At 65.1% G+C, this 25,571-nt stretch carries 23 protein-coding genes; 14 read left to right on the top strand and 9 right to left on the bottom strand.

Features of this window, described 5'->3' with window-relative positions:
- Positions 1-361: 361 nt before the first annotated feature.
- The 4 genes from dnaN (at position 362) to gyrB (ending at position 5,836) form a co-directional block, all read left to right on the top strand.
- Entirely contained in the window at positions 362-1,480 is a 1,119-nt protein-coding gene (dnaN, locus tag Q8S60_RS13240; RefSeq protein WP_305275505.1) for a DNA polymerase III subunit beta, read from the top strand.
- Positions 1,481-1,586: 106 nt separating this feature from the next.
- Positions 1,587-2,735 carry a DNA replication/repair protein RecF gene (recF, locus tag Q8S60_RS13235; protein WP_305275506.1) on the top strand — a complete coding sequence of 383 codons (1,149 nt, stop codon included), beginning with the start codon at positions 1,587-1,589 and terminating at the stop codon, positions 2,733-2,735.
- Positions 2,736-2,770: 35 nt separating this feature from the next.
- Positions 2,771-3,370: an ATP-dependent Clp protease proteolytic subunit gene (locus tag Q8S60_RS13230; RefSeq protein WP_305275507.1), complete on the top strand. Its 600-nt coding sequence runs from the start codon at positions 2,771-2,773 to the stop codon at positions 3,368-3,370.
- A gap of 21 nt (positions 3,371-3,391) precedes the next feature.
- Positions 3,392-5,836: a DNA topoisomerase (ATP-hydrolyzing) subunit B gene (gyrB, locus tag Q8S60_RS13225; RefSeq protein ID WP_305668619.1), complete on the top strand. Its 2,445-nt coding sequence runs from the start codon at positions 3,392-3,394 to the stop codon at positions 5,834-5,836.
- Between the two features lie 5 nt (positions 5,837-5,841).
- On the opposite strand, the gene Q8S60_RS13220 is transcribed toward gyrB, so the two are convergent.
- On the bottom strand, positions 5,842-6,441 hold the full coding sequence (locus Q8S60_RS13220) for a TetR/AcrR family transcriptional regulator (protein ID WP_305275509.1): 600 nt from the start codon (positions 6,439-6,441) through the stop codon (positions 5,842-5,844).
- Positions 6,442-6,590: 149 nt separating this feature from the next.
- Here Q8S60_RS13220 and Q8S60_RS13215 point away from each other — a divergent pair, with 149 nt between their 5' ends.
- Together Q8S60_RS13215 and Q8S60_RS13210 are read left to right on the top strand one after the other, a co-directional pair.
- Positions 6,591-7,292, top strand: coding sequence for an EF-hand domain-containing protein (locus tag Q8S60_RS13215; RefSeq protein ID WP_305275510.1), 702 nt, complete (start codon positions 6,591-6,593; stop codon positions 7,290-7,292).
- 180 nt (positions 7,293-7,472) lie between these two features.
- On the top strand, positions 7,473-9,821 hold the full coding sequence (locus Q8S60_RS13210; protein WP_305275511.1) for a transglycosylase domain-containing protein: 2,349 nt from the start codon (positions 7,473-7,475) through the stop codon (positions 9,819-9,821).
- Positions 9,822-9,941: 120 nt separating this feature from the next.
- On the opposite strand, the gene Q8S60_RS13205 is transcribed toward Q8S60_RS13210, so the two are convergent.
- Together Q8S60_RS13205 and Q8S60_RS13200 are read right to left on the bottom strand one after the other, a co-directional pair.
- Complete coding sequence (locus Q8S60_RS13205; protein WP_305275512.1) at positions 9,942-11,126, bottom strand: multidrug effflux MFS transporter; 1,185 nt, start codon at positions 11,124-11,126, stop codon at positions 9,942-9,944.
- Complete coding sequence (locus Q8S60_RS13200) at positions 11,123-11,935, bottom strand: M48 family metallopeptidase (protein ID WP_305668618.1); 813 nt, start codon at positions 11,933-11,935, stop codon at positions 11,123-11,125. The genes Q8S60_RS13205 and Q8S60_RS13200 overlap by 4 nt, the downstream gene beginning before the upstream one ends.
- A 99-nt stretch (positions 11,936-12,034) precedes the next feature.
- On the opposite strand from Q8S60_RS13200, the gene Q8S60_RS13195 reads away from it, so the two are divergent.
- Positions 12,035-12,478, top strand: coding sequence for a VOC family protein (locus tag Q8S60_RS13195; RefSeq protein ID WP_305275514.1), 444 nt, complete (start codon positions 12,035-12,037; stop codon positions 12,476-12,478).
- A 1-nt stretch (position 12,479) separates the two neighbouring features.
- Here the strand turns inward: Q8S60_RS13195 and Q8S60_RS13190 are convergent, their stop codons facing one another.
- Positions 12,480-13,718 carry a polyhydroxyalkanoate depolymerase gene (locus Q8S60_RS13190; protein WP_305275515.1) on the bottom strand — a complete coding sequence of 413 codons (1,239 nt, stop codon included), beginning with the start codon at positions 13,716-13,718 and terminating at the stop codon, positions 12,480-12,482.
- A 226-nt stretch (positions 13,719-13,944) separates the two neighbouring features.
- A complete protein-coding gene (gene leuA, locus Q8S60_RS13185; RefSeq protein ID WP_305275516.1) occupies positions 13,945-15,636 on the bottom strand; it encodes a 2-isopropylmalate synthase in 1,692 nt (563 codons plus the stop codon).
- On the opposite strand from leuA, the gene Q8S60_RS13180 reads away from it, so the two are divergent.
- On the top strand, positions 15,635-15,883 hold the full coding sequence (locus Q8S60_RS13180; RefSeq protein ID WP_305275517.1) for a hypothetical protein: 249 nt from the start codon (positions 15,635-15,637) through the stop codon (positions 15,881-15,883). The two genes, leuA and Q8S60_RS13180, sit on opposite strands and share 2 nt — an antisense overlap.
- A 34-nt stretch (positions 15,884-15,917) precedes the next feature.
- On the opposite strand, the gene Q8S60_RS13175 is transcribed toward Q8S60_RS13180, so the two are convergent.
- The gene (locus tag Q8S60_RS13175; protein ID WP_305275518.1) at positions 15,918-16,532 is read right to left on the bottom strand and encodes an SCO family protein; all 615 of its coding nucleotides are present in this window, start codon (positions 16,530-16,532) and stop codon (positions 15,918-15,920) included.
- A gap of 169 nt (positions 16,533-16,701) precedes the next feature.
- Between Q8S60_RS13175 and Q8S60_RS13170 the strand changes: the two genes are divergently transcribed.
- The 5 genes from Q8S60_RS13170 (at position 16,702) to Q8S60_RS13150 (ending at position 21,194) form a co-directional block, all read left to right on the top strand.
- A complete protein-coding gene (locus Q8S60_RS13170; RefSeq protein ID WP_305275519.1) occupies positions 16,702-17,280 on the top strand; it encodes an ankyrin repeat domain-containing protein in 579 nt (192 codons plus the stop codon).
- A gap of 111 nt (positions 17,281-17,391) precedes the next feature.
- On the top strand, positions 17,392-18,462 hold the full coding sequence (locus Q8S60_RS13165; protein ID WP_305275520.1) for an MBL fold metallo-hydrolase: 1,071 nt from the start codon (positions 17,392-17,394) through the stop codon (positions 18,460-18,462).
- Between the two features lie 94 nt (positions 18,463-18,556).
- Positions 18,557-19,963 carry an ActS/PrrB/RegB family redox-sensitive histidine kinase gene (locus Q8S60_RS13160; protein WP_305275521.1) on the top strand — a complete coding sequence of 469 codons (1,407 nt, stop codon included), beginning with the start codon at positions 18,557-18,559 and terminating at the stop codon, positions 19,961-19,963.
- Between the two features lie 79 nt (positions 19,964-20,042).
- Positions 20,043-20,615 (top strand): ActR/PrrA/RegA family redox response regulator transcription factor, encoded by a 573-nt coding sequence (locus Q8S60_RS13155; protein ID WP_305275522.1) that lies wholly within the window; start codon positions 20,043-20,045, stop codon positions 20,613-20,615.
- 9 nt (positions 20,616-20,624) lie between these two features.
- The gene (locus Q8S60_RS13150; protein ID WP_305275523.1) at positions 20,625-21,194 is read left to right on the top strand and encodes a hypothetical protein; all 570 of its coding nucleotides are present in this window, start codon (positions 20,625-20,627) and stop codon (positions 21,192-21,194) included.
- Between the two features lie 21 nt (positions 21,195-21,215).
- Here the strand turns inward: Q8S60_RS13150 and Q8S60_RS13145 are convergent, their stop codons facing one another.
- The 3 genes from Q8S60_RS13145 to Q8S60_RS13135 all read right to left on the bottom strand — a co-directional run bounded on the left by Q8S60_RS13145 (position 21,216) and on the right by Q8S60_RS13135 (position 23,905).
- Positions 21,216-21,704 carry an MmcB family DNA repair protein gene (locus Q8S60_RS13145; RefSeq protein WP_305275524.1) on the bottom strand — a complete coding sequence of 163 codons (489 nt, stop codon included), beginning with the start codon at positions 21,702-21,704 and terminating at the stop codon, positions 21,216-21,218.
- Between the two features lie 49 nt (positions 21,705-21,753).
- A complete protein-coding gene (locus tag Q8S60_RS13140; RefSeq protein WP_305275525.1) occupies positions 21,754-22,638 on the bottom strand; it encodes a phosphotransferase family protein in 885 nt (294 codons plus the stop codon).
- Between the two features lie 145 nt (positions 22,639-22,783).
- Positions 22,784-23,905: a ferritin-like domain-containing protein gene (locus tag Q8S60_RS13135; RefSeq protein ID WP_305275526.1), complete on the bottom strand. Its 1,122-nt coding sequence runs from the start codon at positions 23,903-23,905 to the stop codon at positions 22,784-22,786.
- A gap of 261 nt (positions 23,906-24,166) precedes the next feature.
- On the opposite strand from Q8S60_RS13135, the gene Q8S60_RS13130 reads away from it, so the two are divergent.
- Entirely contained in the window at positions 24,167-25,489 is a 1,323-nt protein-coding gene (locus Q8S60_RS13130) for an Hsp70 family protein (RefSeq protein WP_305275527.1), read from the top strand.
- Positions 25,490-25,571 lie beyond the last annotated feature (82 nt).

The following is a 25,571-nucleotide window of genomic DNA, read 5'->3' as shown; positions in this document are numbered from 1 at the left end:
CGGCCGTGGACCGCGGCCGGATTCGGCCCGGATTCCTTGGAAAAACGTGCATCGTGCAAACGATCTGATATACTCCGGTCGCGAATTTCCGCGGAATTCCGGCATCTGCCGGAACGTGCCCGGCAAGGGGTTTGGACCGGACGGTTCAAGCGCCCGGTCGTGCAGCGATCCGATCCCCATTCGCAGTGGTATCAGAGGAAAACGGCGCGTCTGCCAAGGCCGCGCCACACCCCGGATACGCTGCATCGAAGCGTCTCGGGAAGGGGTCGGCACCGTTCGAAATCGCAGGAAAACCAAGGCGCGGTGCTGAACGTCCGCGCCATCGGAAGCCACGCCCAAACCGGGGGACTGAAGAGAGACCATGAAGATCACGATCGAAAGGGGCGCGCTGCTCAAGTCTCTCAACCATGTGCAGTCGGTCGTCGAGCGCCGGAACACCATTCCCATTCTCTCCAACGTCCTCATCAAGGCCGAGGACGGTCAGTTGAGCCTGACGGCAACCGATCTCGACATTGAGGTCGTGGAGGCGATCGACGCGGATGTGGCCCAGCCCGGCGCGACGACGGCATCCGCCCACACGCTCTACGACATCGTGCGCAAATTGCCCGAAGGCGCGCAGGTCGAGCTCTCCACCGGCGCCGATGAAGGCCGCCTGCAACTGACGGCGGGCCGCTCGCGCTTCGCGCTCCAGTCGCTGCCGCAGGAAGATTTTCCGGTCATGGCGGCGGGGTCGCTGCCGCATCGCTTCGAGCTGCCGGCGGAAGCCATGCGCCGCCTCATCGACAAGACCCGCTTCGCGATCTCCATGGAGGAGACGCGCTACTACCTGAACGGCATCTATTTCCACGCGGTGGAAGGCGGCAAGCAGAAATCCCTGCGCGCCGTCGCCACCGACGGTCACCGCCTCGCCCAGGTCGATCACGACCTGCCCGAAGGCGCGAGCGGAATGCCGGGCGTCATCGTGCCGCGCAAGACCGTGCTCGAATTGCAGAAGCTTCTCGAAGGCAACAGCGGCACGCTCTCGGTCGGTGTATCGGAAACGAAGATCCGTTTCGAATTCGGCGGCATCGTGCTCACCTCGAAGCTGATCGACGGCACCTTCCCCGATTACGGCCGCGTCATTCCCGTCGGCAACGACAAGACGCTGCAGGTGGACGGCAAGCGTTTCGCCGAGGCTGTGGATCGCGTCTCCACCATCTCCACCGAGAAATCGCGCGCGGTGAAGCTCAATATCGAGGAAGGCAAGCTCACGCTTTCCGTAACCAATCCGGATTCGGGCAGCGCCACGGAAGAGCTTTCGGTTTCCTATTCGAACTCTCCGATCGAAATCGGCTTCAATGCGCGCTACCTGCTCGATATCACCGGCCAGCTCGACGGCGCCGAGGCGACCTTCGCCTTCGCCGATTCCGGTTCGCCCACGCTCGTCCGCGACAGCGAGGACGGCCTGGCGATCTACGTGCTGATGCCGATGCGGGTGTAGGGCTCAAGGCCCTGTAACAGAAGACAGAGGATAGGGAGTGCCTCGAACGAGTGAGTTGCTCGCGCTCGAACGGTCTGCGGTTGAGCCGGATCTGTCCGGTGCCGTCATGACTGCGCCTCTTGCGCCGCCGCGCGCAAGCCTGAGCCGCCTTGTCGTCACCGATTTCCGGTCCTATGCCCGCGCCGAACTGGCGCTGGACGGGCGGCCGGTCGTCCTCACCGGCGAGAACGGTGCGGGCAAGACCAATCTGCTCGAGGCCGTGTCCTTGCTCTCGCCCGGTCGCGGCCTTCGCGGCGCGGCCTATGCGGAGATCGCGCGGGACAATGGCGAAGGCGGCTGGGCCGTCGCCGCCACGCTCGATGCGGAGCATGGCCCCGTGCGGATCGGAACCGGCGTCGAACCGGGCCTCGCTCTCTCGTCGCGCAGCCGCTCCGTCCGTATCGACGGCGAGCCGGCGGGCCCTTCCGCACTCGCGGAGCATATGCGGATCGTCTGGCTGACGCCGGCCATGGACCGCCTCTTCGTCGAAGGCGCGAGCGAACGCCGCCGCTTTCTCGACCGGCTGGTGATGGGGTTCGATCCGGCCCACGGCACGCGCGCCGCCGCTTACGACCGCGCCTTGCGCGAACGCGGCAAGCTGCTTGCCGACGATGTGTTCGACGATGCCTGGCTGTCGGGCCTCGAAAGCCAGATGGCCGAACATGGGGTGGCGCTCGCCGCCGCCCGCCTCGAAATCGTGGCGCGGCTTCGCGGTGCGCTCGAAGTGGCGCCCGACGGGCCTTTCCCCCGCGCGCTCGTCGCGCTGGAAGGCTCGCTCGAAAAGGCGCTCGCGGAAGCGGCCGCGGTCGATGTCGAGGACGGTTTCCGTGCGCGCCTCGCTGAAATGCGCGGCCGCGACGCGGCGGCGGGCCGTGCGCTCGACGGGCCGCACAGAAGCGATCTCCTCGTGCGCCACACCGCGAAGGACCGCGAGGCGCGGCAATGTTCGACGGGCGAGCAGAAGGCGCTGCTGATCGGCATCGTGCTGGCGAATGCGCGGCTTCTCGCCGCGATGGGCCGCCCGCCGCTGCTGCTGCTCGACGAGATCGCGGCGCATCTCGACGGCGACCGCCGCGCCGCGCTGTTCGATGAAATTGTGAGCCTCGATCTGCAGGCTTTCATGACGGGCACCGACCCGTCGCTGTTTGAAACGCTGGGCGAGCGGGCTCAAGGCCTGCGTGTCGAAAACGGCACCGTAAAAAGCGCCGCCTGGTAAGCCGAAAAAAATCAGACGCAAAGAGGAAGTGTGCGATGAGAAACGACGAAAAGCCGGAAGCGCCCGATATCGACGCCCTCAAGGGCCAGTTCATGCCGCTGGTCGAGCATGGGCTCTTCAAGTCGCGCACGGTGCTGATCACCGGCGAGATCAACGATCGCCAGGCGCGCACCGTCTCCGAGCGCCTGCTGGCGATGGCCGGCGAAAGCGACGACCCGATCACGGTCATCGTTTCCTCGCCTGGCGGCCATGTCGAATCCGGCGACATGATCCACGACATGATCAAATACATCAAACCGCGCGTGCGCGTGCTCGGCACCGGCTGGGTCGCATCGGCCGGCGCGCTCATCTATGTCGCCGCCGACCGCGAGGATCGCTACTGCCTGCCCAACACGCGCTTCCTGCTGCATGAACCGCGCGGCGGCATCGGCGGTTCCGCCACCGAAATCGACATCCAGGCCCGCGAGGTGCTGAAGATGCGCGAACGCCTCAACAAGATCTTCGCCGAGGCGACCGGCCAGCCGGTCGAAAAGATCGTCAAGGACACCAACCGCGATCATTGGATGAACGCGGAAGAAGCGAAGGAATACGGCGTCGTCGGAAAGATCATCCACTCCGCCGCCGAGATCGCCTGAGTCACTTAAGGAAGAAACAAGATGACCACCCCCGCCGACGAAATGCCCGAGGAATATGGTGCGGAATCGATCAAGGTCCTGAAGGGCCTCGACGCCGTGCGCAAACGGCCGGGCATGTATATCGGCGACACGGATGACGGCTCCGGCCTTCATCACATGGTCTACGAAGTCGTCGATAATTCGATCGACGAGGCGCTGGCCGGCTATTGCGACGCGGTGAACGTGCGTCTCAATGCCGACGGCTCCGTCACCGTCATGGACAATGGCCGCGGCATCCCGGTCGAAATCCACAAGGGCGAAGGCGTTTCCGCCGCCGAAGTCATCATGACGCAGCTCCATGCCGGCGGTAAGTTCGACCAGAATTCCTACAAGGTCTCGGGCGGCCTCCACGGCGTCGGCGTGTCGGTGGTGAACGCCTTGTCCGACTGGCTCGAAATGCGCATCTGGCGCGCCGGCAAGGAACATCGCATCCGTTTCCAGCACGGCGTGCCCGACGCGCCGCTCGAAGCCACCGGGCCCGCCCCCATCGGCGCCGACAGCAAGCCCGTCACCGGCACCGAGATCACCTTCCATCCGTCGAGCGGAACCTTCACGCAGACGGAATTCGATTTTGCGACGCTTGAACACCGCCTGCGCGAACTCGCCTTCCTGAATTCCGGCGTGAAGATCAATCTCACCGACCATCGCGGCGTCGAGCCGAAAGAGGTCAAGCTCATGTATGAGGGCGGCCTCGAAGCCTTCGTGCGCTTCCTCGACCGCACCAAGGCGCCGCTGATCCAGAAGCCCATCGCGATTTCCGCCGAGCGCGAAGGCATCACCGTCGAAGTCGCCATGTGGTGGAACGACAGCTATCACGAGAACGTGCTCTGCTTCACCAACAACATCCCGCAGCGCGACGGCGGCACCCATCTCGCGGGTTTCCGCGGCGCGCTCACCCGCGTCATCAACGCTTATGCGAATGAAAGCGGCATCGCGAAGAAGGAGAAGGTAAGCCTCACCGGCGACGACGCCCGCGAAGGCCTCACCTGCGTCCTCTCGGTGAAAGTGCCGGACCCGAAATTCTCCTCGCAGACGAAGGACAAGCTCGTCTCGTCGGAAGTGCGTCCCGTGGTCGAAGGCCTCGTCAACGATGCGCTCTCGACCTGGCTGGAGGAACATCCCGCCGAAGCGCGCCAGATCGTGAGCAAGGTGGTGGAAGCCGCCGCCGCCCGCGAAGCCGCCCGCAAGGCGCGCGAGCTGACGCGCCGCAAGGGCGCGCTCGACGTCTCGAGCCTGCCCGGCAAGCTCGCCGATTGTCAGGAGCGCGACCCCGCCAAATCCGAACTCTTCATCGTCGAGGGTGACTCGGCCGGCGGCTCCGCGAAACAGGCGCGCGACCGCTCCAACCAGGCCGTGCTGCCCCTTCGCGGCAAGATCCTCAATGTCGAGCGTGCGCGCTTCGACAAGATGCTGTCGTCCAATGAAATCGGCACGCTCATCACCGCGCTCGGCGCCGGCATCGGCCGCGACGATTTCAACATCGACAAGCTCCGCTACCACAAGATCATCATCATGACCGACGCCGACGTGGACGGCGCCCATATCCGCACGCTTCTTCTCACCTTCTTCTATCGCCAGATGCCTGAGGTGATCGAGCGCGGCCACCTCTACATTGCGCAGCCGCCGCTCTACAAGGTGCGCCGCGGCACCTCGGAAACCTATCTGAAGAACGAAAAGGCGCTCGGCGATTATCTGATCTCGACCGGTCTCGAGGACATGGTGCTGACGCTGCACGACGGTTCGCAGCGCGCCGGTCCCGACCTCGCCGAAATCGTCGTCAAGGCGCGCTCGGTCCGTTCCGTGCTGGAGGGCCTCCCAACCAAATATCCGCATTTCGTGGTCGAGCAGGCGGCGATCGCCGGCGCGCTCAATCCCAAGGCGCTGGCCGAGCCCGAGCACGCGAAGGAAGCCGCCGCCTATATCGCACGGCGCCTCGATCTTCTCTCCGAGGAAACCGAACGCGGCTGGATCGGCGAGACGACGCCGGATGGCGGGCTGCGTTTCGCCCGCGAAGTGCGCGGCGTGCGCGAGGAAGTGTCGATCGACGGCCCCCTCATCGCCAGCGCCGATGCCCGCCGTCTCGACAGCTATACGGAGCATCTGCAGGAGGTCTACGTCAAGGCCGCCACGCTCCGCCGCAAGGAAGACACGCACGTCATCCGTTCGCCCTCCCAGCTTCTCGACGCGGTCATGGCCGCCGGCACCAAGGGCAACACGGTGCAGCGCTACAAGGGCCTCGGCGAAATGAACCCCGGCCAGCTCTGGGAAACGACGCTCGACCGCGACGCCCGCTCGCTGCTCCAGGTCAAGATCCGCGAGCTCGACGACGCCGACGACCTCTTCGTGAAGCTGATGGGCGACGTGGTGGAGCCTCGCCGCGACTTCATCCGCGAAAACGCGCTGAACGTCGCCAATCTCGACATCTGACGCGCTCAACCCGGCGCGTTCGCGAGGCCTTTCAGGAAAAGGTCGCAAATGAGGTCCGGCAGGGCCGCGTCTTCCCCTTGCGTGGCGGGCCGCATCCTCTCGGGCAAGCCGCGAAAGATGAGGCATTGCCCGATAAGCGCCAGCGCCGCCGTGGCGAGCCTTGCCTCCGATGCGTCGCCGGCCAGGAGCGGCCGCACGATTTCCTTCGTCCTGTCGAGATAGCGCCGCGCCTCGATTTCCTCGATATGGTCGAGCGCGCTTGTCGGCGACAGCATCTCCCAGGCGAGCAGTCTCAGATGTTCGGAGAAGCCGTCCTCGTTTCCGCGCCCCGCGACGAGATGACGGATGAAGACGCGCAGTCTTTCCTCGTCCGCGGTCTCTTCGCTGCCCGCGATATCCGCGGTCTCCGGGTTCACGACGTCGCGGAACGAGCGGGAGAGCATCTCGCGGTAGAGTTCGTCCTTGCTGCGAAAATAATAATTGATCGAGGCGAGGTTCGTGCGTGCCTGCGCCGCGATCTCGCGCACCGTGGTGTTGTGATATCCGCGCTCCGCGAAAAGCGTGCGCGCCGCGCGCAGAACACGCTCTCTCGCATTCAGCCCCAAGCCGCCGCCCCCTCGAACACTTGTTTGAAACGCCTCTTTGAAACGGCCCTGTGCGCGGTTTGCACCGCGTACTCCGGATAAACGGCCGCGCGCCGTCAATCCGTCGCTCGCAGAGCGGCTTTTCTCCAACACGCGAAAAGGAAAAAGCGATGCAAATCTCCGGAGTATCAAGCAGTTACTACCTGCAGCAGATGCAGCAGTCGATGTTCAGCAAGGCCGATGCCGACGCCAGCGGGTCGATCACGGCCGAAGAGTTTGCGGCCGCCGGACCGGCCAAATCTTCCGGCGGGGCAAAATCTGCCGCGAAGGCCGAGGAACTTTTCTCCGCTCTCGACAAGAGCGGCGACGGCGAAATCAGCGCCGATGAGTTCAACGCGCTGTTCAGCCGTCTCGATGCCGGCACGGCCTCGTCCATGATGCAGTTCCAGCAGTCGAACCCCTTGGAGAAACTCTTCTCCACCGCCGACGAGGATGGTGATGGCAGCCTCACCCTCGAAGAGCTGACAGCCGCCGCGCCGGAAGGCATGTCGGACGATGAAGCCGCCGAGGTCGCCGCCCGCATGTTCGGGGAAATGGACACGGATGGCGATGGCTCGCTGACGCAGTCGGAAATGCAGGCCTTCGAGGGGGCCCGCCGCCCCGAGGGCGGTCGCATGCCGCCCCCGCCCATGACGTCGGGCACGGAAGAGGAATCCGGGACCTCCACGCTTGCGGACATTCTCGCCTCCGCTCTCGATGAGGAAGACGAAACCTCCGAAGACAGCGTCGTCAGCCAGCTTCAGGCCTATCTGAAGCAGATGCGGTCCGGCTCGGAAGAGGAAACCAGCCTCGCCGAGCGGATTTTTGCGTAAACGGCTGAAAACGGCCGGGCGGGGGCGCGTTCCGCCCCCGCCGGCACCTTCTTTCTCCAGGGCCCCCTATCGCCCTCCTTCGATAATCGTTAACAAGGCGTTAACTATCGCTGTCTAGCTTCGGAACGGCATTCCGTGCGCCTCGGGCGCGCAAGGGCAGAGCGTGAGGCTTCGGGTTCGATGTCATCCCGGAAGGGCAAATCCGGCCCTGACAAACGAGGCGGCGCGGAAGATGGCGCGGAAGAGGAAGACTGGACCATCGTCCGGATGGCCGGTCTGCGTCCGGTGCGCCTTGGCGTGAATGCCAATGCGGGCGTGGCGATCGACGGGGAAGGCGACGGCGACGATATGGGCTGGGACGACGACTGGGAAGGCCCCGGCATGCGCCGTACCGAACCGACTTTCACGCGCGGCAAGTCCCGCAAGCCCGCCGCCAAGCCGGCGAAGAAAACCAATGCCAAGAAACCGGCGAACAGGAAGCCGCCGGTGCTGCGCGCGCCCACGGCCGACGAACGGCCGGGCTCCCGCACGCCGCCGCGCAAATCCGCGCGCCGCGCCTCCTCGCGAAGCGCGCCCCGCAAGGGCGCGCCCACGCTTCTCGGCCGCCTCGCCTATGGCGGCGCCGTCTTCATGCTGTGGGGCGCCATCGCCTTTGGCGGCCTCCTCTTCTGGTACGGGTTGAACCTCCCCGACACCTCCGGTCTCTACAACGTCAAGCACACGCCGTCCGTCTCCATCGTCGCCGCCAATGGCGAGGTGCTGAGCCATCGCGGCGACCTGATGGGCGGCTATGCGTCGCTGCGCGACCTGCCGTCCTATGTGCCGGCCGCCGTCCTTGCGACGGAAGACCGGCGCTTCTACTGGCATTTCGGCGTCGATCCGGTCGGCCTCTCCCGCGCCATGATCACCAACATCCGCGCCGGCGCCTATGTGCAGGGCGGCTCCACGGTCACCCAGCAGCTCGCTAAGAACGTCTTCCTGCAGCCCGACCGCACCATCTCCCGCAAGATCGAGGAAATGGTGCTGGCCGTCTGGCTGGAACTCCGCTTCACCAAGGAAGAAATCCTCACGCTCTATCTGAACCGCGTCTATTTCGGCGGCGGCGCCTACGGGCTCGAGGCCGCATCGGAACGCTATTTCCGCAAGCCCGCCCGCGCGCTGACGCTGCCCGAAGCCGCCATGCTCGCGGGCCTGCTCAAGGCGCCGTCGCGCTATTCGCCGACCAACGACATCGATCTCGCGCGTGGCCGCGCCGCCATCGTGCTGCAGAACATGGTCGAGGCCGGCTACATCGCGCAGGAAGAAGCGCATGCCGCCAACGTGAACCCGGCTTCGCTCGAAGGCTATGCCGCGCGCGGCTCGATCAATTACTTCGTCGACTGGGTCGCCGAGGCGCTGCCCGATTATGCCGGCCGTCCCGACACCGACGTCAACGTCATCACCACCATCGACCCCGCGCTTCAGCGCGAGGCGGAAAATGTTGTCGCGGCGATGCTGGCGGGCGAGGGCGCGAAGGTGAATGCGGGCCAGGCCGCGCTTGTCGCCATGACGCCGGATGGGGCCGTCCGCGCCATGGTCGGCGGCCGCTCCTACGCGCAGAGCCAGTTCAACCGCGCCGTGCAGGCAAAGCGCCAGCCCGGCTCCGCCTTCAAGCCGATCGTCTATCTGACCGCGCTGGAGCGCGGCCTGACGCCCGACACGCTCCGCGTCGACCGCCCCGTCAATTACGGCGGCTGGGCGCCCTCGAATTATTCCGGCCGTTTCGAGGGCGAGATGACGCTCCGCACGGCGCTCGCGAAATCGGTCAACACGGTCGCCGTCCAGGTCGCCCGCGAGGTCGGCATCCGCAACGTGGTCGCCGCCGCGCGCCGCCTCGGCCTTCAGGAAGAGTTGCCGTCCAACCTCTCCCTCGCGCTCGGCTCCGGCAGCGTCAACCTGCTCGAACTCACCGCCGCCTACGCGACATTTGCCAATGGCGGTTACGGCGTCATTCCCCACGGCATCGAGCAAGTCCGCGCCGAAACGGGCGACGAGCTTTACCGCCGTCAGGGCTCCGGCATCGGCCGCGTCGTCGATGCGCATGTGGTCGGCCAGATGAACAACATGCTCAAGGCCGTCATGGCCTATGGCACCGGCCGCAACTCCGCACTGGGCGAGCGGCCGAGCGGCGGCAAGACGGGCACCAGCCAGGATTTCCGCGACGCCTGGTTCGTCGGCTACACCGCCGATCTCGTGGTCGGCGTCTGGGTCGGCAACGACAATGGCGCGCCGATGGAAAAGGTCACCGGCGGCACGCTGCCCGCGCATATCTGGCACGATTTCATGATGCGGACGCAGGCCGGCGTGCCGATCGCGCAATTGCCGGAAGAATTGCCGGTCGCGACGGCCTCCATCGGCATGGTCGCGCCCGCCGCGCATGCGGAAGTGCCGCCGGCCGAATATGAATGGGAGCAGCCGGGCTTCTTCGAGCGCCTCTTCGGCATCGGCGGCAACGAGAACTCCACGCTCCGCGCGGGCGGCCGCCGCTAGAGTTTCCTGCTGTCGCCACTTCTTCCCACCCTCCCCCTGCGGGAGGGTCAAAATTCGCACCGCGAATTTTGGGGAGGGGTACTCCGCCATCGGCAATCGACGCGCCCGCCTCTCGCCCCTTCAAGCCGTCTTCCGTCTCCCGCTCATCGCGATGACGAAACTCAGCACCCCGCCTGCCGCGATGATGCCCACCATCGGCAGCGCGCTCGCCTCCACGCCATGGCCGACATAGAGCCCGGCAAGCGCGCCCGCGAAGGATTGCAGAAAGCCGAGCAAAGACGATGCCGTTCCCGCGATGTCGGGAAAGGGCGTCAGCGCGCCCGCCATTGCCTGCGGCATGGTCGCGCCCATCGAGAAGCCGTAGAGGACGACCGGCAGCACGATGGCCATGGCCGAAGGCGTCAACAGCAATCCGCTCAGCATCAGCAGCCCGCCCAGCGCCGCGCAGAAGCCGCCGAAGCGCAGCGTGCCGTCGATGCCGATCCGCCGCACAAGCCGTCCGCCCGCCAGCGACCCGGCGACGAAGCCGCCGGCCATCGCACCGAAGCAGAGCCCGTAGGCGATGGGCGAATAGCCATAGAGGCCCTGCAGCACGAAGGAAGAACCGGAAACGAAAGCGAACAGCCCGCAAAAGGCGACGGTCGCGATGGCGAGATATTTGAGAAAGCGCCGGTCGGCGAGAAGCCGCCGGTAGGAGCGCAGGATCGCCAGCGGCGCCGCGCTCTGCCGCCGCGCATGTGGCAGCGTCTCGTCGAGGCTCATTGCCACCATCAGCGCCAGCACCCCGCCGAACGCACCCATCGCGATGAAGTTCGCCTTCCAGCCGTAGAGATCCTGCACCACGCCGCCGAGCATCGGCGCGAGCGCGGGCACAAGGCCCATGATCGCCGCCATCTTCGCGAGCATCTGGCCCGCCTCCGCGCCCTGGAAGAGATCGCGCACGATCGCGCGCGCCAGCACCACGGAGGCGCCGCCGCCCACCGCCTGCAGGATGCGGGCGAGGATCAGCTGGTCGATGCTGGTCACGAAGAGCGAGGCGAAGCAGCCCGCCATGAAAAGCAGGAAGCCGACAAGCAGCACCGGGCGCCGCCCATAGCGGTCGGAGAGGGGGCCGTAGAAGAGCTGCGACCCGGCAAAGGCGATCAGATGCGTGCTGAGCGTCAGTTGCACGGTGCCGGCATCGGCGCCGAAGTCCTGCCCGATGGCGGGCAGCGATGGCAGGTACATGTCCGTCGACAGGGGACCGACAGCCGTCAGCGCCGCAAGGAACACGGTGAAAGCCGCCGTGCCCGGCGAAAGCCTCATCTGCCCGATGGATTTCCGCGGTAGCCGCCCGCGAAAAGTCCTACCGGGTCCGCGCCGAAGCGATGCAGGCCCGGGCCGTTGATTTCGAGCCAGCGCTTGGCGGGCTCGAAATTGGGAATGGCGTCCGCCACCAGCCCCCAGAAGCGGGGCCCGTGGTTCATGTGCCTTATATGCGCCACTTCATGCGCGGCCACATAGTCGAGCACATAGGTCGGCGCGAGGATCAGCCGCCACGAAAACGACAGCGCCCGCGAGGGCGAGCACGAGCCCCACCGCGTCGTCGTGTCCCTGACCGTGATGCGCGAAGGCCGCACGTCGAAGAGGTCGGCATAGAAAAGCGCCCGTTCGTTCAGCTCTTCCCGTGCCTTCGCCCGCAGGTAATCCGTCACCCGGCGCTGCACGAAATCGGGGTGCCCCGTCACGCGGATTTCCGGCAGTCCGTCCGTATCGGCGGCGCGCACCCGCCACACCGGCCCCCGCGTCAGCGCATCCTCGCGCCTCGCGCCGACATAGCGGATGACATGTTCCTTGCCGCGATAGGGAATATGCGCCCCGTTCCTGAAGGGAACCGGCGGCGGCACCTGTTGCAGCCGCTCGGCAATCCATTCACGCTGCTCGCGCGCGAACAGCAGGGCCTTGTCGACGCCCCGGCGCGACGGCGCGGTCACCTGCACCGAGCCGGCGGCGAGGTCCACGCGCACGATCATCCGCTTGGCGCGCGGATTGTGCCTGACCGTGACGGGAACGGTTCGTCCCTCTATTTGCAGGTAGTCGAGATGAAGAGAAGCAGGCTTCACGGGTTTGTTCATAATGCGGTCGAGCCCAATGCTCCCCAACGGCAAGGCTGGCGGAGCGATGACGACGGTCGGGTTATTCCTGTCCGAAGGCAAAAGAGATAGGGTCGAATCATGTCAAGGATGCCACGATTTCATTTGGCTTTCGCGGTCGATGATCTGTCGGCCGCAAGAGAATTTTACGGCAGCGTGCTCGGCTGTCCCGAAGGCCGTTCCGCCGATAGCTGGATAGACTTCGATCTCTGCGGTCATCAGATTGTCGCGCATCTCGATGTCCGGCGCGAGCGCGGCGATGCCGCACGGCAGGAGGTGACGAACCCGGTCGATGGCGACGAAGTTCCGGTTCCCCATTTCGGCCTGATCCTCGGCTGGGACGAGTGGCATGTTCTGGCGAAAAGACTTCAGGCGGCGGGCATCCGGTTCGTGATCGAACCGCATATCCGTTTCCGGGGCGAACCCGGCGAGCAGGCGACGATGTTCTTCCGGGACCCCTCGGGCAACGCGCTCGAATTCAAGGCGTTCCAGGACGAGCGCCGCATCTTCGCCCGCGAGTTCTGATCTACCTCTTGGCGTGCGCGGCCATGAACTCCCGCACCCTGGGTGCGATCTCGCTCTTCCACCGCGTACCGTTGAAGACGCCGTAATGGCCGACGCCCGGCTGTTCCCAATGCGTCTTCATGCTGTCCGGCAGGTTCTTGCAGAGCTTGTGCGCCGCCTTGGTCTGGCCGACGCCGGAAATGTCGTCCTTCTCGCCCTCGACCGTCATCAGCGCCGTCCGCGTGATGGCGTCCGGCCGCACGGTCTTGCCGCGATGGCTGAACTCGCCCTTGGGCAGCGAGTGCTTCACGAACACCTCGTCGACGGTCTGGAGGTAGAACTCCGATGTCATGTCCATGACGGAGAGATACTCGTCGTAGAACTCGCGATGCTTCTCGGCCGAGTCGCCGTCGCCATCGACCATGTGGTCGAAATAGCTCCAATGCGCATCCATGTGGCGGTCGAGGTTCATCGCCATGAAACCCGAAAGCTGCACGAATCCCGGATAGACGCGGCGCAGGACGCCGGCATGCGGCCAGGGCACCGTGGTGATGACGTTGCGCTCGTACCATTCGGTGCCGCGCTCGGTGGCGAGCTTGTTCACTTCCGTCGGGCTCTCGCGCGTATCGATGGGTCCGCCCATCAGCGTCATGGAGAGCGGCACGAAGGGATCGTCATTGTCGTGCATCACGGCAACCGCCGCGAAGACCGGCACCGAGGGCTGGCAGACGGCGAGGAGATGCACGTCCGGCCCGAGCGCGTGGCACATGTCGATGATGTAGTCGATATAGTCGTCGAGATCGAAAGAGCCTTCTGCGAGCGGCACTTTCCGCGCGTCTTCCCAATCGGTGATGTAGACCTCGTTATAGGGAAGCATCGCTTCCACCGTGCCGCGCAACAGCGTCGCGTAGTGGCCGGACAGCGGTGCCACGATCAAAAGCTTCTGCTGCGGCGCCACCTTCTTCATCGCGGACGGCTCGCGCTCGAAATGGATGACCTTGCAGAACGGCTGTTCCCACACAATGCGTTCCGTGATCGGAACCGGGTTGCCGTCGATGACGGTTTCATGAAGTCCGAATTCCGGTTTCCCGTAGCGGCGCGTCGTCGACTCGAAAACGTCGAACGCGGCGGCGAGCGTCTTGCCGGCCACGGTCTCGGCGAACGGGTTGAGCGGATGCCGCAGCGCCCAGATGCTCATTTCCGCATAGGCGCGCAAAGGCGCCACCGCCGCATGGTTCAATTCGTAGATGTGATAGAGCACGCTACACCTCGCATCAGCCGTCTTGTCCCCCGCGCCTTATGTTGCGCCGCAACAATTAATGTAGGCTTCGAGTGCGGCCTGTCCAAGCGTATTTTTTTGGCATTACGGTGAATGGAATGGTCGCTGTCACACGACTGTCACAAAAACGTCATGGAGCGATTTTTCTCTCCATGACATTTTCATGACAGTTCAATGACAGAAGCCCGAAAAGCGGGGATAAATCCCCCTATCCGGCGCCGCCGCAGAGCCGCGCCCACTCGGTTTTAGGCCGTCGCGATGCCGCCCGGTTGGCGGCACTCACCATCGCCTTGAACGAGGCAGTGATGATGTTGGCATCGATGCCGACACCGAAAAGATCGCCCGGATGTTCGGGATCGGCGACTTCCATGAAGGCGACCGCCTTCGCGTCGGTGCCGGACCCGATCGAATGCTCTTCGTAATGACGAAGCTCGACGCCGAGCTTCAGCGCATCCATCGCCGCGTCGATCGGTCCGTTGCCGAAGCCGCTCAGTTCCTCGTCCCGGCCGAAGCGCCGTACACGGATTTTGACGCCCTGCCTGCCGCCCTCGTCGAACAGCGTGTGCGACACATATTCGAGGGGCTCCGCGCGCGTGAGATACTCGCGCTCGAAGATTTGCCAGATGTCGGCGGCACGGACTTCCTTGCCGGTGTCGTCCGTCACGCGCTGGACGGCGGAACTGAATTCGACCTGCAGCCTGCGCGGCAGTCGAAGGTCGTATTCCGCTTCCAGCAGATAGGAGACGCCCCCCTTGCCGGACTGGCTGTTGACGCGAATGATCGATTCATAGGTCCGCCCCAGATCCTTCGGATCGAGCGGCAGATAGGGCACCTGCCAGATGTCGCCCGCCTTGTAGGCGGCAAGCCCCTTCTTGATCGCATCCTGATGCGAGCCGGAAAAAGCCGTGAACACCAGATCGCCGACATAGGGGTGGCGCGGATGGATCGGCAACTGCGTGCAATATTCCGCCGTGCGCGCGATCTCGTTGATCTGCGAGAAATCCAGTCCCGGATCGATGCCCTGGCTGTAGAGATTGAGCGCGAGCGTGACGAGATCGACATTGCCCGTGCGCTCGCCATTGCCGAAGAGACAGCCTTCGACGCGGTCCGCGCCCGCCATCACCGCCAGCTCCGCTGCCGCCACCGCCGTGCCGCGATCGTTATGCGGGTGCACGGACAATATGATGCCGTCGCGCCGTTCGAGATTGCGGTGCATCCATTCGATCTGGTCGGCATAGATGTTCGGCGTCGCCATTTCCACCGTCGCCGGCAGGTTGATGACGACTTTCCGTTCCGGACCCGCTTCCCAGATCGCCGTCACGGCATCGACGACTTCCTTCGCGAAGTCGAGTTCGGTACCGGAAAAGACTTCCGGGCTGTACTGGAAGGTCCAGTTCGTTTCGGGCTGCGACGCCGCGATTTCCTTTATCTGATAGGCACTTTCCGTCGCAATGGCCTTCACGCCCTGCTTGCCCTGATTGAACACGACCTCGCGGAAATTCGGCGCGGTCGCGTTATAGACATGGACGATCGCGTTCTTCGCGCCGCGCAGGCTTTCCATCGTGCGCGCGATGAGTTCCGGCCGTGCCTGCGTCAGCACTTCCACATGCACGTCGTCCGGCACGCGGCCTTCTTCCACGAGCTTGCGGATGAAGCCGAAATCCGTGTCGGAGGCGGACGGGAAACCCGCCTCGATTTCCTTGAAGCCGATCTTCACCAGCATCTCGAACATGCGGAGCTTCCGTTCCGCGTTCATCGGCTCGAAAAGCGCCTGGTTGCCGTCGCGAAGATCGGTGCTCATCCAGATCGGCGGCTTGGTGATCGTCTTCGACGGCCATTGCCGGTCGGTGAGCGGCACCGGCGCGAAGGCGCGGTATTTGACGGAAGGGTTCTTCAACATGACGGTTCTCGCACATCAACGGAAAGGCGCGCGGCATGGGCTTGCGTTGCACTCACGCGGCGCAGGAGAATTCGGAAAATGTCTGAAGGTAAATGTTTTTCTGCGCTCAGGCGCAGAGGAGCGCGCCCCGGAGAAGGGCGAGTTCAAGGCCGAGCGTCTGGCCGAGGGCGATATGCCGGTTGCGTTCCATGAGCCGGACCATAAGGCGATCCCGGAAAACCGTCAAGACACTGACGAACGCCTGTGACGAAACTGCCGATTAGGACAGCACTCCTCACCTGCTACTCGATATAGGACGCGATCTCTTTGGCCATCTTGTCGGGAGACGTGGCCGGCGGGAAGAGCTTCAGATATTCGCCCTTCGGCCCCATCAGGAAGACGATGGAGGAATGATCCATCGTGTAGTCCTCCGGCGAGCTTTCGTCCTCCGCCTTGCGGTAGAAGACGTGATAGGCGTTGGCCACCTCGGCGATCCGTTCGGGCGAACCGGTGAGGCCGACGAGCCGCGGATGGAACAGCGGCACATAGCGCGCCATGATTTCCGGCTTATCGCGCTCCGGATCGATGGTGATGAAGACCGGCTGGACCTTCTCGCCGTCCTTGCCGAGCATTTCGATGGCGGTCGCCATGATGCTGAGTTCGGTCGGGCAGACATCGGGGCAGAAGGTGAATCCGAAATAGACCAGCATGTAGCGGCCCCGGAAATCCTCGTCCGTGACCGTCTTGCCGTTCTGATCGACCAGGGTGAAGGGGCCGCCCACACGGGCCTCGCCGGTCGACACCACCGGCTTGTCGCCCTCGTCCGCCATCTCGACGGCGATCTCCGAAAGCCACCATCCCGCGACGATGGCGACGAGTACGCCCGCTACGAGTGCAATCAGGCCGTTGCGCGACATCGCCGTTCTCCTTGTTGCGCGGTTCCGCGATTGCGGACGCGCGCCGTTCGTTGGTCTATACTCGCAAGCCTTGAGGGCGCGGCATGGCACCGGCCCTACTCGCCTGTCTACCGTCAAATGAGCCGTGAGAGAAATGTTTCGACATCGCAATGCCGCCGCTGGCGACAAAATGACACGCAGTATGGGCCTGCCCTTCGCCGCCCTTGTGGCGCTCGCCCTTTGGAGCGTGCCGGCGGCCGAGGCGATGCAGCCGGGCGGGCCGACCAATTACATCATCGACAACGAGACCGTCCAGGCCGCGCGCACCGGCGACGACAAGGCGCTCAAGGCCGCGCTCGTCAAGGGCGTGTCGCCGAACGAAAGCGGCGCCGACCGTATCCCGATGCTGGTCCTCGCGGTCGGCAACGGCCACCTCTCGACGGTACAGCTGCTGCTCGACAACGGCGCCGATCCCGACCGCCGCGCGCCCGACGGCACCACCCCGCTGTCGCTAGCCGCGCTTGCGGGCCGCGCCGCGATCGCCGAGGCGCTGCTCGCCGCCGGTGCCAACCCGGACCGGCCGGGTGCAAACCGCGAGGTGCCGCTCCTCATCGCGACGCGCGCCCGCCACGCCGCCGTGGTGGAACTGCTGATCCGCTACGACGTCGATGTCTACGCCACCGACGTCACCGGCCGTTCGGCGCTCGATCTCGCCGAAGAAAGCCATTTCAGCGAGATCGCCAACCTGTTGCGGAATGCCGGCGCCTGACGGCGGCAGCGGCCTCGCGCCGCAGGCTCCCTTCCCGCGCCGCAGGCTCCCTTGTTGAGCGGCTCCGGCGCCCTATCTCTATAGGATCGAAAAAACCGGCATCAGGTACGAATGAAAGAGCGAGGCGCATCATCGAAAGCCGCGAAAGCGGAGGCTGCGGCCGCGGTCGCCGAAGCGGAGCCGCGCCCGTGGCACCACATGCCGGACGGCACGTTCCGCAATCCGCCCGGTTGCGCCAGCCGCGGACAGGGCCGGATGCGTCATGCGGGGCCGTTCTTTCTTGAAATGCTGAAGATGGGCGCCCGCAAGGTCGAGGTGCCGGAAGGCCATGTCGTGCCGCGCCATGAAGCCGTGCGCGACCTGCAGGCCCACACGAAGACCGATGCCGATTTCCTGACCTGGCTCGGCCACGCCTCGTTCCTGATCCGCGTTGGCGGCCTCACCGTGCTGACCGATCCTTACCTCACGACTTTCGCCGGACCGGCCGGGCTCGGCCCGCGCCGCTATGTGAAATCGGGCGTGCCCATTTCGGCGCTGCCGCCCATCGATCTTCTCATCGTCAGCCACAATCATTACGACCATCTCGACGAGCGCGCGCTGGCGCGGTTGCCGCACAAGCATCGCATGACGGTGATCGTTCCGCTTCGTCTCGCGAAGTTTTTCCGCGACCGCGGTTTCCCGAATGTCGTCGAACTCGATTGGCACGAGCGTTACGAGACGCGCGGCGTGACCGTGACGGCGCTGCCGGTGGTCCACTGGTCGCGGCGCTCGGGCTTCGACACCAATCGCACGCTCTGGGCGGGCTTCGCGCTGAAGAGCGAGGCGCATCACATCTTCTTCGGCGGCGACAGCGGCTACGGCCCGATCTTCAGCGACATCGGCGATGCCTATGGCCCCTTCGACACGGCGCTGCTCGGCATTGGCGCCTACGAGCCGCGGGTGATGATGAAGGCCTCCCACGCGACGCCCGAAGAAGCGGTGCAGATGGGCCGCGACCTGAAGGCACGCCGTATCGTCGGCATGCATTGGGGCACGGTGCTTCTCACGGTGGAGCCGCCCTTCGAGCCGCCGGAGCGCTTCCTCAAGGCGGCGGACGAGCAGGGCTACGAACCCGAAAACGCATGGATCATGCGGATCGGCGAGACGCGGCCGCTCGCCGGCACCTGGCCCTCCAACATCTGAGCCCGGACGTTTCCCCCTGCGACCCCCTGCCCGCTATGACGGAGCGGGCGGGAAGTTCTAGACTGCGCGCGGGAAACGCTGGCGGAGAGATTCCATGACCATGATCGAGGACCGCGGCAGCATGCGCTGGCTGCGCCGGAACTTTCTGGCGGGCCGTATTGCGCCGGGCGATCCGAGCGGGCAGGTGCGGCTGCAGACGCTTGTCATCCTGCGCTGGCTTGCCATCGCCGGTCAGCTTGGTGCCGTGCTGGTCGTCCATTTCGGCATGGGCTTCCCGTTGCCGCTCGGCCTCTGTCTCGCGGTCATTGCGGCATCCGCCTGGCTCAACGTGTTCCTCACGCTCCGCTACCGCTCGGCGACGCGCCTGCCGGACTGGCAGGCGGCGGTCTATCTCGCCATCGATCTCGCGCAGCTCGCCGTGCTGCTGTTCCTGACCGGCGGCCTGCAAAATCCCTTCGCGCTTCTCTTCATGGCGCCGGTGACGATTTCGGCAACGACGCTGTCGCTCCGCAGCACGGGCTTCCTGCTCGCGCAGGCCTTTACCTATGTGACGCTGCTTGCCTGGTTCCACATGCCGCTGCCGTGGCGGCCGGACGAGGAGCCGCACCTGCCCTCGCTCTATGTCACCGGCCATTGGCTGGCGTTGCTGCTCGGCCTCGGTTTCATGGCGGCCTATGCCTGGCGCATCTCGCAGGAATCGCGGCGCATGTCGGCCGCGCTCTCCGCGACGCAGCTTGTGCTCGCCCGCGCGCAGCGCCTCTCCGCGCTGGACGGCCTCGCAGCCGCCGCCGCGCATGAACTCGGCACGCCGCTCGGCACCATCTCGCTCGTCTCGAAGGAGCTGATGCGTGGCGGTGTGAGCGAGAGTGACATGAAGGAGGATCTCGCGCTCCTTCACAGCCAGGCCGAACGCTGCAAGGACATTCTCTCGCGCTTGTCGCGCCAGCCGGACGGCACCGACGTCATCTATTCGCGCCTGCCGCTGCACGCGCTGCTCGACGAGGTGGTGGCGCCCCATCGCGATATGGACGTGACCTTCCGCATCGATGTCGTCGCGGACGAAGAGGGCGCGAGCGAACCGGAAATCTGGCGCCGCCCGGAAATGCTCTATGGCCTCGGCAACTTCATCGAAAATGCCGCCGATTTCGCACGCGAGGAAGTGGCCGTCACCGCCTATTACGGCAAGGGACATATCTCGATCGTCATCACCGACGACGGCCCGGGCTTCGCGCCCGACGTGCTGGAAAAGCTCGGCGAACCCTATGTCACGACGCGGCCCCGCAAGCGCAACGCCGCCGCCGATCCCGACAGCGGCCATGAGGGCATGGGGCTCGGCTTCTTCATCGGCAAGACGCTGCTGGAGCGCACGGGCGCGACCGTCGAGATCGCCAACCGCACCGACGGCAAGGGAGGTGCCCGTCTTGCCATGCGTTGGCCGCGCCGCGCCATCGAGGCGGAGCCCGCCTTTCCGGTGGCCGGGAGCGTGAGAGAGACCATCTGAGCGGAAGCTTTCCCGGACTGGCTAAAATGTGCCATCCGGCCTAGAATCACGCCAATTCCGACAGAGATTGGACGACCACGTGACAAAACCTGCCGACGCGCCTGAAAACGAAACACCCGCCATCCCTGAAGACCGGACCCTGCTGCTGGTCGACGACGACGTCCCCTTCCTGACGCGGCTTGCCCGCGCGATGGAAGGCCGCGGCTTCGAGGTGACCACCGCCAGCACCGTGAAGGAGGGCAAGGAACTCGCCCGCTCGAAAAAGCCGGGCTTCGCGGTGGTCGACATGCGGCTCGAGGACGGCAACGGGCTCGACGTGGTGGCGACGCTGGAAGAGGTGCGGCCCGACGCCCGCATCGTGGTGCTGACCGGTTACGGCAATATCGCGACGGCGGTGACGGCGGTGAAGCTCGGTGCGGTCGACTATCTCGCCAAGCCGTCGGATGCCGACCAGATCGAAGCCGCGCTGCTCGCGACCGGCGACGAAAAGGCCGGCCCGCCCGAGAACCCGATGTCGGCGGACCGCGTGCGCTGGGAACACATCCAGCGTGTCTACGAGCTCTGCGACCGCAACGTCTCGGAAACCGCCCGCCGCCTCAACATGCACCGCCGCACATTGCAGCGGATACTGGCGAAGCGCGCGCCGAAGTAGGGTGGCCGCATGACGGACACGCGGACACTGCAGCGACGGGACACGCTGCTTCAGATGGCCGTTTGGCAGGAAGGCCTTCTCCAGTCCTACCGCTCGATCAATGTGACCTTTCAATCTCTTTTGTTGATCGCATTGGGCGTTCTGCTCGAGTTTCCGCGCGACTCCGGCGACCATCTCGCCTTGTTCACCTCGCTGGCGATTGCCGCCGTTGTTTTTCTCGTGGCGCTTTTCTCCAATGACAATCTTCAAAAGGTCATAAAGGCGCGCGGTCGCGACGTGACGCACGTGCACCAGGAAATCTGTTCGGTCGAACGGGGGTTGCCGCCGGAGGACCGGGTTTTCACGAGCTTCAAGGTCGAGCAGGGCGGGCACAGGAAATCCGGTATCGTGGATATGAGAGCGAAGTTTCTCTCCGAACAACTCGCGTCGCGCGAGGACATTGAAGAGTTGATCTCCGGCAGGCTCGGCTTTGCGAGGCGGGTGATCGATCAGAATCTCTTTCTCGGTATGCAGATTGCGGCGGTGGTGCTCTTCGGGACCAAGCTCGCCCTGGTATCGCGGGTGATGTTTACCTCTTGATATCCGGCTTTGGTTGGCGCCTCACTCCGGATCGAGAAACCGGTGGACGCGCCGGGCCGACACGCGCGCTGCGTGGAGTGTGAGCTTCTTGCGGCGCGCGGGCGGCAGCGGCGCGTGCGGGCCTTCCCGCAGGATTTCCGCGCCGAAGCGGTCGGCGATGACGAGGCCGACTTCTCCGGGAATGACTTCGCGCGGAAATTCCGGCGGCACCGCGAAATAGAAGCGGTCGCAGAAATCGAGATACTCCTCCCACTTCGCATCCGTCCGGTAGTCGACCAGGCTCGACTTGATTTCGAGCACGATGATTTCGCCTTTCGGTCCGAGTGCCATGATGTCGACGCGCCGTCCCGTCGCGAGCGAGAGCTCCGTCACCGCCGCATAGCCCATCTGCGCCAACAGCCGGCAGCAGCCGCGCTGCACGCCTGCCGCGATCGCGGATTGACGACCGTCGAACAGACGGAACTCGTCCGTCATCATGTCGGGCAGGTCTGGAAGATCGTCTTTCGCCATGCGCATCAAACTAGGCGCGGTGCGCCGGTGAGGCAATCGCACAAGGCGGTCAGGAGAGCCCTGCCGCCTCCAGGCAGTGTTCGAGCTGGCCGCGCCGGCGCATCGCCTCGCGCGGATGTCCGGAGCCGCCTTCGATGGCGATGGTGCAGAGCGCGTTGGCGGCGGAGGCGAGATGAACGCGGCGCATGTCGGGCGCATGGCCGCTGCGTGCCGCATAGCCGCGAAAGACCGCGTCGCGCAACGGGCCCCAGCCGTCCATATGGCGGAAATCGGCTTCGGCGAGGCTGAAGCCCGCTTCCGCGAAATCGACGAGGCCGGGCGCCGCGCGCGGCCCCGGGTCCATGACGTTGGAGAGGTTGACGTCGCCATGGACGAAGACGAGCGGGCCGGCTTCGCATTCCCCCGCCCAGGCCGCGAGCACGGTATCGGCCGCGCGGTGATCGTCCGGCTGGCCGAAGCGGTCGCGGGCGAGCGTGATGCTGCGGGCGATACTGTCGCCGAGCTTCGAGTTCGCGGCTTGCGCGTGCGCGGTGGCGGCGATGTGGAATTCGGCAATGGCGGCGCCGAGCCTTTCGCCAAAAGCATCGCGCGTTTCGGGCGGAGCGTAGAGGATGCGTCCGGCATCGGGCGCCGTGCCGGGCAGATGGGACATGCGGAGCCAGCCGGCATGCGCGCCGCTGTCGAATGCGCCTTCGCCGATGAGCGCGGGCACGCGGAAGAAATCGTTTTCCTCGCCGCCGAGTAATGTTAGCGCCAGCACTTCGCGGCGGTGAAGCGCGACGCCGGAACCGAGGCCGCCCGTTCCGCCCGCGTGACGGCGCACGAGCTTCAGCACCGTGCCGTCGCCGAGATCGTGGATGGAGCTCCAGAGACCTTCGCCGATGAGCGGCCAGGGCCCGGACGGAAGATCGGGGATGTCGGGAAGATCGTTCATCGCGGCAGCCTAGCAGGGTGACATGAAAAAAGGGCGGTTCTTGCGAACCGCCCGGAACTACAAGAAAAAAGGGCGGTTCTTCCGAACCGCCCTGAGTTTTTCCCCGACCACGCGTTCTGTGGTTGAGAGGACCCTTCGGGGAATTCTATTCGGCAGCGACGCTCGACAGCGGGTTCTTCTTGGCGAAGTTCACCGTCTTCAGGAAGTCGATGCCCTGCTCCGCGATGTCGTCGCCGACCATGCGGTCGTCTTCGTTCTTCAGTTCTTCCATGTCGACATAGATCGCATAGAAGGCGCGTGTGCGGTCCGTGATGATGCCGGCCTTGAGCAGCGTCTTGACCAGCACGCGGAAGACGTTCGCCGCGTCCTTCATGCCCTCGCGCCGGTCTTCGTCCGTAACGGCTTCGAGCATCTCGGCCTGAACCTCGCGCCAGTCGAGACCGAAATCGGCATAGATCAGTTTCTTCTGTTCCGGGTTCACGAGGTTGAACAGGAGCGTCTGGAAGACGGTCGCCGCCCAGTCCTCGATGATGTCCCGCTCTTCCTGGGAGAGTTTGGGGATCGTGCGGTCGGCCCAGATCTTGCCGAACTTGTGGTGGAAGGCCTCGTCCGTCATGGCGAGCTGGCAGAGCTTCACGAGCAGCGGATCGCGCGCCGTGTTGAAGAAGGTCGCGAAGGTGCCCATCGCGAGGCCTTCGACGAGAAGCTGCATGCCGACGATCTTCTTGTAGACCTCTTTCGCATTGACCATTTCGGAGAGGAGGTTGGCCAGCGTCTCGCCGCAGGGAAGCGGCTTGCCGAAACGCGCCTGCACATATTTCGCGAAGGCGGTCACGTGACGCGCTTCCTCGCGCGCCTGGTTGGCGGCGTATTCCTGGGCGCCCGGATCGAGCAGGATGTGGCAGAGCGAGGCGGAAAGATTGAGCGCGCCCTGCTCGCCATGCAGGATCGCGGACATCATCCAGCGCGCCGTCTCGTTGACGAAGCGGACTTTTTCCTTCTCGGACAGCTTCTCGAACGAGGCGAGCTTCAGTTCCGGCACGAGTTCCGGATCGATCAGCATCTCGTTTTCGCTGTCGAAGGGTTCGGTGTAGTCGATGTAGCGCTTGTCCATCGGATCCCAGAAATGATCGTGGGTCGCCGAGATGATCTTGTCGAAGGCGGAGGAACGCCGGTTGTAGCGCTCGGTATTCATCATCGCCTGGAAGTCGTCCGGCGAGACGGCGTCATAGGCGTTGTCCTTGGTGATCTGGCGGATATCGGTCATCTGTCTCTCCACGCTCCGTTGCGGTGCCGGCTTCGGGGCCGGTCAATTAGCCACAGCCTGAGTGTGGGTATTGGTGCGCCGCACAACAATACAAAAATGACGCCTGCGTCATTTTGCGCAGAGGGCTGAAAATCGGGCGCCCGCTGGACAAACAGGGCCGGTTTCTGTATCTCTCGCGCCCCTTTTCGCTCCGGCCGGACCAGGCCCCACCCCTCAGATGTATCGCCGTGGCGATCCGCCAAACGGATACGAGGTGCTCTCATGTCCTTCGATTTCATCGGTCTCGATTTCGGGACGACCAACAGCGCGCTGGCGGTCGCCTCGCCCGAGGGCGCCGCGCGGCTCGTGCCCGTGCGCCACCGGAACGAGCTTCTGAACACCTTCCGCTCGATCCTCTATTTCGACGACGAGGAACGCGACCCGAACGGCCGGCCGCATGCCTTCGCGGGGCCGGAGGCGATGGACGTCTATCTGGACCGGGGCGCGGACGGGCGGCTCATCCAGTCGGTGAAATCCTATCTCGCCAATCCGAACTTCACCTCGACGAGCATATTCAACAGCCGTTTCACGCTGGAAAATCTCGTCGGCTTCATCGTCGCGCGGCTGGTCGACGCGACGGTGGAGGCGGACGCCTTGTCGGAGGCGATGCTGAAGGGTCCGGTCGTCGTGGGCCGTCCAGCCCGCTTCGTGCGCAACAGCCTCGGCATGGCGGACGGCGCGCATGACGAACTCGCGGTGGCGCGGCTGCGCGAGGCGCTGCACGGCGTGCGCATTCCCGACGTGCATTTCGAATTCGAGCCGGTGGCCGCGGCCTATAGCTACGAGGCATCTCTCGCCCGCGACGAGCTTGTGCTGATCGGCGATTTCGGCGGCGGCACCAGCGACTTTTGCCTGCTGCATGTCGGTCCGGCAACGCGCGCGCTGAAGGCACGCGGCGAAACCATCGTCGGTGTGTCGGGTGTCGGCCTCGCGGGCGATGCGTTCGACGCGCGCCTCATCGAGCACTGCGTCGCGCCGCGCCTCGGCAAGGGCACGAATTACAAAAGCGGCACGAAGGTGCTGCCCGTGCCGTCATGGCCCTACGACACCATGAAACGGTGGCACGAATTGAGCCTCATCAACACGCGCAAGACGCGGCGCATGCTGGAGGAGATCGGCCAGACGGCGGAAGCCGCCGATGAAGTGGCGGCGCTGTCGCGGCTCATCTCGGAGGACCGCGGCTTCACGCTCTACCAGGCGGTGGAGGCCGCGAAGATCGCCTTGTCCGGGGCGGCGGAGGCGCGGCTCCGCTTCGATCTCGATCCGGTGACGATCGACGCGCCGGTGAAGCGGGCGGATTTCGAAAGCTGGATCGCGCCCGAGCTTGCCGAAATCTCGATCTGCGTCGACCGGCTGCTGGAGGAAACGGGGACGGCGCCGGAGCGCGTCGACCGCGTCTTCCTGACCGGCGGCTCTTCCTTCATTCCGGCCGTGCGAGGCCTCTTCGCCGCCCGGTTCGGCGCGGAAAAGCTCGCCGGCGGCGGCGAACTCACCTCGGTCGCCACGGGGCTGGCGCTGGCCGCGAGGCGGCGTTTCGGCGACTGACCGGGCAACGAAAAAGAGTCAGATTCTGGTTGAAAATGACGCCTCCGTCATTTTCAAGCCCGATCCGTCATGCTAGGCTTCC

The sequence above is a fragment of the Parvibaculum sp. genome, from assembly GCF_030694575.1.
GTDB lineage: Bacteria > Pseudomonadota > Alphaproteobacteria > Parvibaculales > Parvibaculaceae > Parvibaculum.
Note: the sequence above shows the minus strand (reverse complement) of the source record. Positions and strands in the feature narration are given on the sequence as shown.

What these genes read in the sequence shown, in the direction of transcription:
- dnaN (WP_305275505.1), top strand. Translation starts at nt 362, where the DNA reads ATGAAGATCACGATCGAAAGGGGCGCGCTGCTCAAGTCTCTCAACCAT.
- recF (WP_305275506.1), top strand. Translation starts at nt 1,587, where the DNA reads ATGACTGCGCCTCTTGCGCCGCCGCGCGCAAGCCTGAGCCGCCTTGTC.
- Q8S60_RS13230 (WP_305275507.1), top strand. Translation starts at nt 2,771, where the DNA reads ATGAGAAACGACGAAAAGCCGGAAGCGCCCGATATCGACGCCCTCAAG.
- gyrB (WP_305668619.1), top strand. Translation starts at nt 3,392, where the DNA reads ATGACCACCCCCGCCGACGAAATGCCCGAGGAATATGGTGCGGAATCG.
- Q8S60_RS13215 (WP_305275510.1), top strand. Translation starts at nt 6,591, where the DNA reads ATGCAAATCTCCGGAGTATCAAGCAGTTACTACCTGCAGCAGATGCAG.
- Q8S60_RS13210 (WP_305275511.1), top strand. Translation starts at nt 7,473, where the DNA reads ATGTCATCCCGGAAGGGCAAATCCGGCCCTGACAAACGAGGCGGCGCG.
- Q8S60_RS13205 (WP_305275512.1), bottom strand. Translation starts at nt 11,126, where the DNA reads ATGAGGCTTTCGCCGGGCACGGCGGCTTTCACCGTGTTCCTTGCGGCG.
- Q8S60_RS13200 (WP_305668618.1), bottom strand. Translation starts at nt 11,935, where the DNA reads ATGAACAAACCCGTGAAGCCTGCTTCTCTTCATCTCGACTACCTGCAA.
- Q8S60_RS13195 (WP_305275514.1), top strand. Translation starts at nt 12,035, where the DNA reads ATGTCAAGGATGCCACGATTTCATTTGGCTTTCGCGGTCGATGATCTG.
- Q8S60_RS13180 (WP_305275517.1), top strand. Translation starts at nt 15,635, where the DNA reads ATGACGGTTCTCGCACATCAACGGAAAGGCGCGCGGCATGGGCTTGCG.
- leuA (WP_305275516.1), bottom strand. Translation starts at nt 15,636, where the DNA reads ATGTTGAAGAACCCTTCCGTCAAATACCGCGCCTTCGCGCCGGTGCCG.
- Q8S60_RS13175 (WP_305275518.1), bottom strand. Translation starts at nt 16,532, where the DNA reads ATGTCGCGCAACGGCCTGATTGCACTCGTAGCGGGCGTACTCGTCGCC.
- Q8S60_RS13170 (WP_305275519.1), top strand. Translation starts at nt 16,702, where the DNA reads ATGACACGCAGTATGGGCCTGCCCTTCGCCGCCCTTGTGGCGCTCGCC.
- Q8S60_RS13165 (WP_305275520.1), top strand. Translation starts at nt 17,392, where the DNA reads ATGAAAGAGCGAGGCGCATCATCGAAAGCCGCGAAAGCGGAGGCTGCG.
- Q8S60_RS13160 (WP_305275521.1), top strand. Translation starts at nt 18,557, where the DNA reads ATGACCATGATCGAGGACCGCGGCAGCATGCGCTGGCTGCGCCGGAAC.
- Q8S60_RS13150 (WP_305275523.1), top strand. Translation starts at nt 20,625, where the DNA reads ATGACGGACACGCGGACACTGCAGCGACGGGACACGCTGCTTCAGATG.
- Q8S60_RS13145 (WP_305275524.1), bottom strand. Translation starts at nt 21,704, where the DNA reads ATGGCGAAAGACGATCTTCCAGACCTGCCCGACATGATGACGGACGAG.
- Q8S60_RS13140 (WP_305275525.1), bottom strand. Translation starts at nt 22,638, where the DNA reads ATGAACGATCTTCCCGACATCCCCGATCTTCCGTCCGGGCCCTGGCCG.
- Q8S60_RS13135 (WP_305275526.1), bottom strand. Translation starts at nt 23,905, where the DNA reads ATGACCGATATCCGCCAGATCACCAAGGACAACGCCTATGACGCCGTC.
- Q8S60_RS13130 (WP_305275527.1), top strand. Translation starts at nt 24,167, where the DNA reads ATGTCCTTCGATTTCATCGGTCTCGATTTCGGGACGACCAACAGCGCG.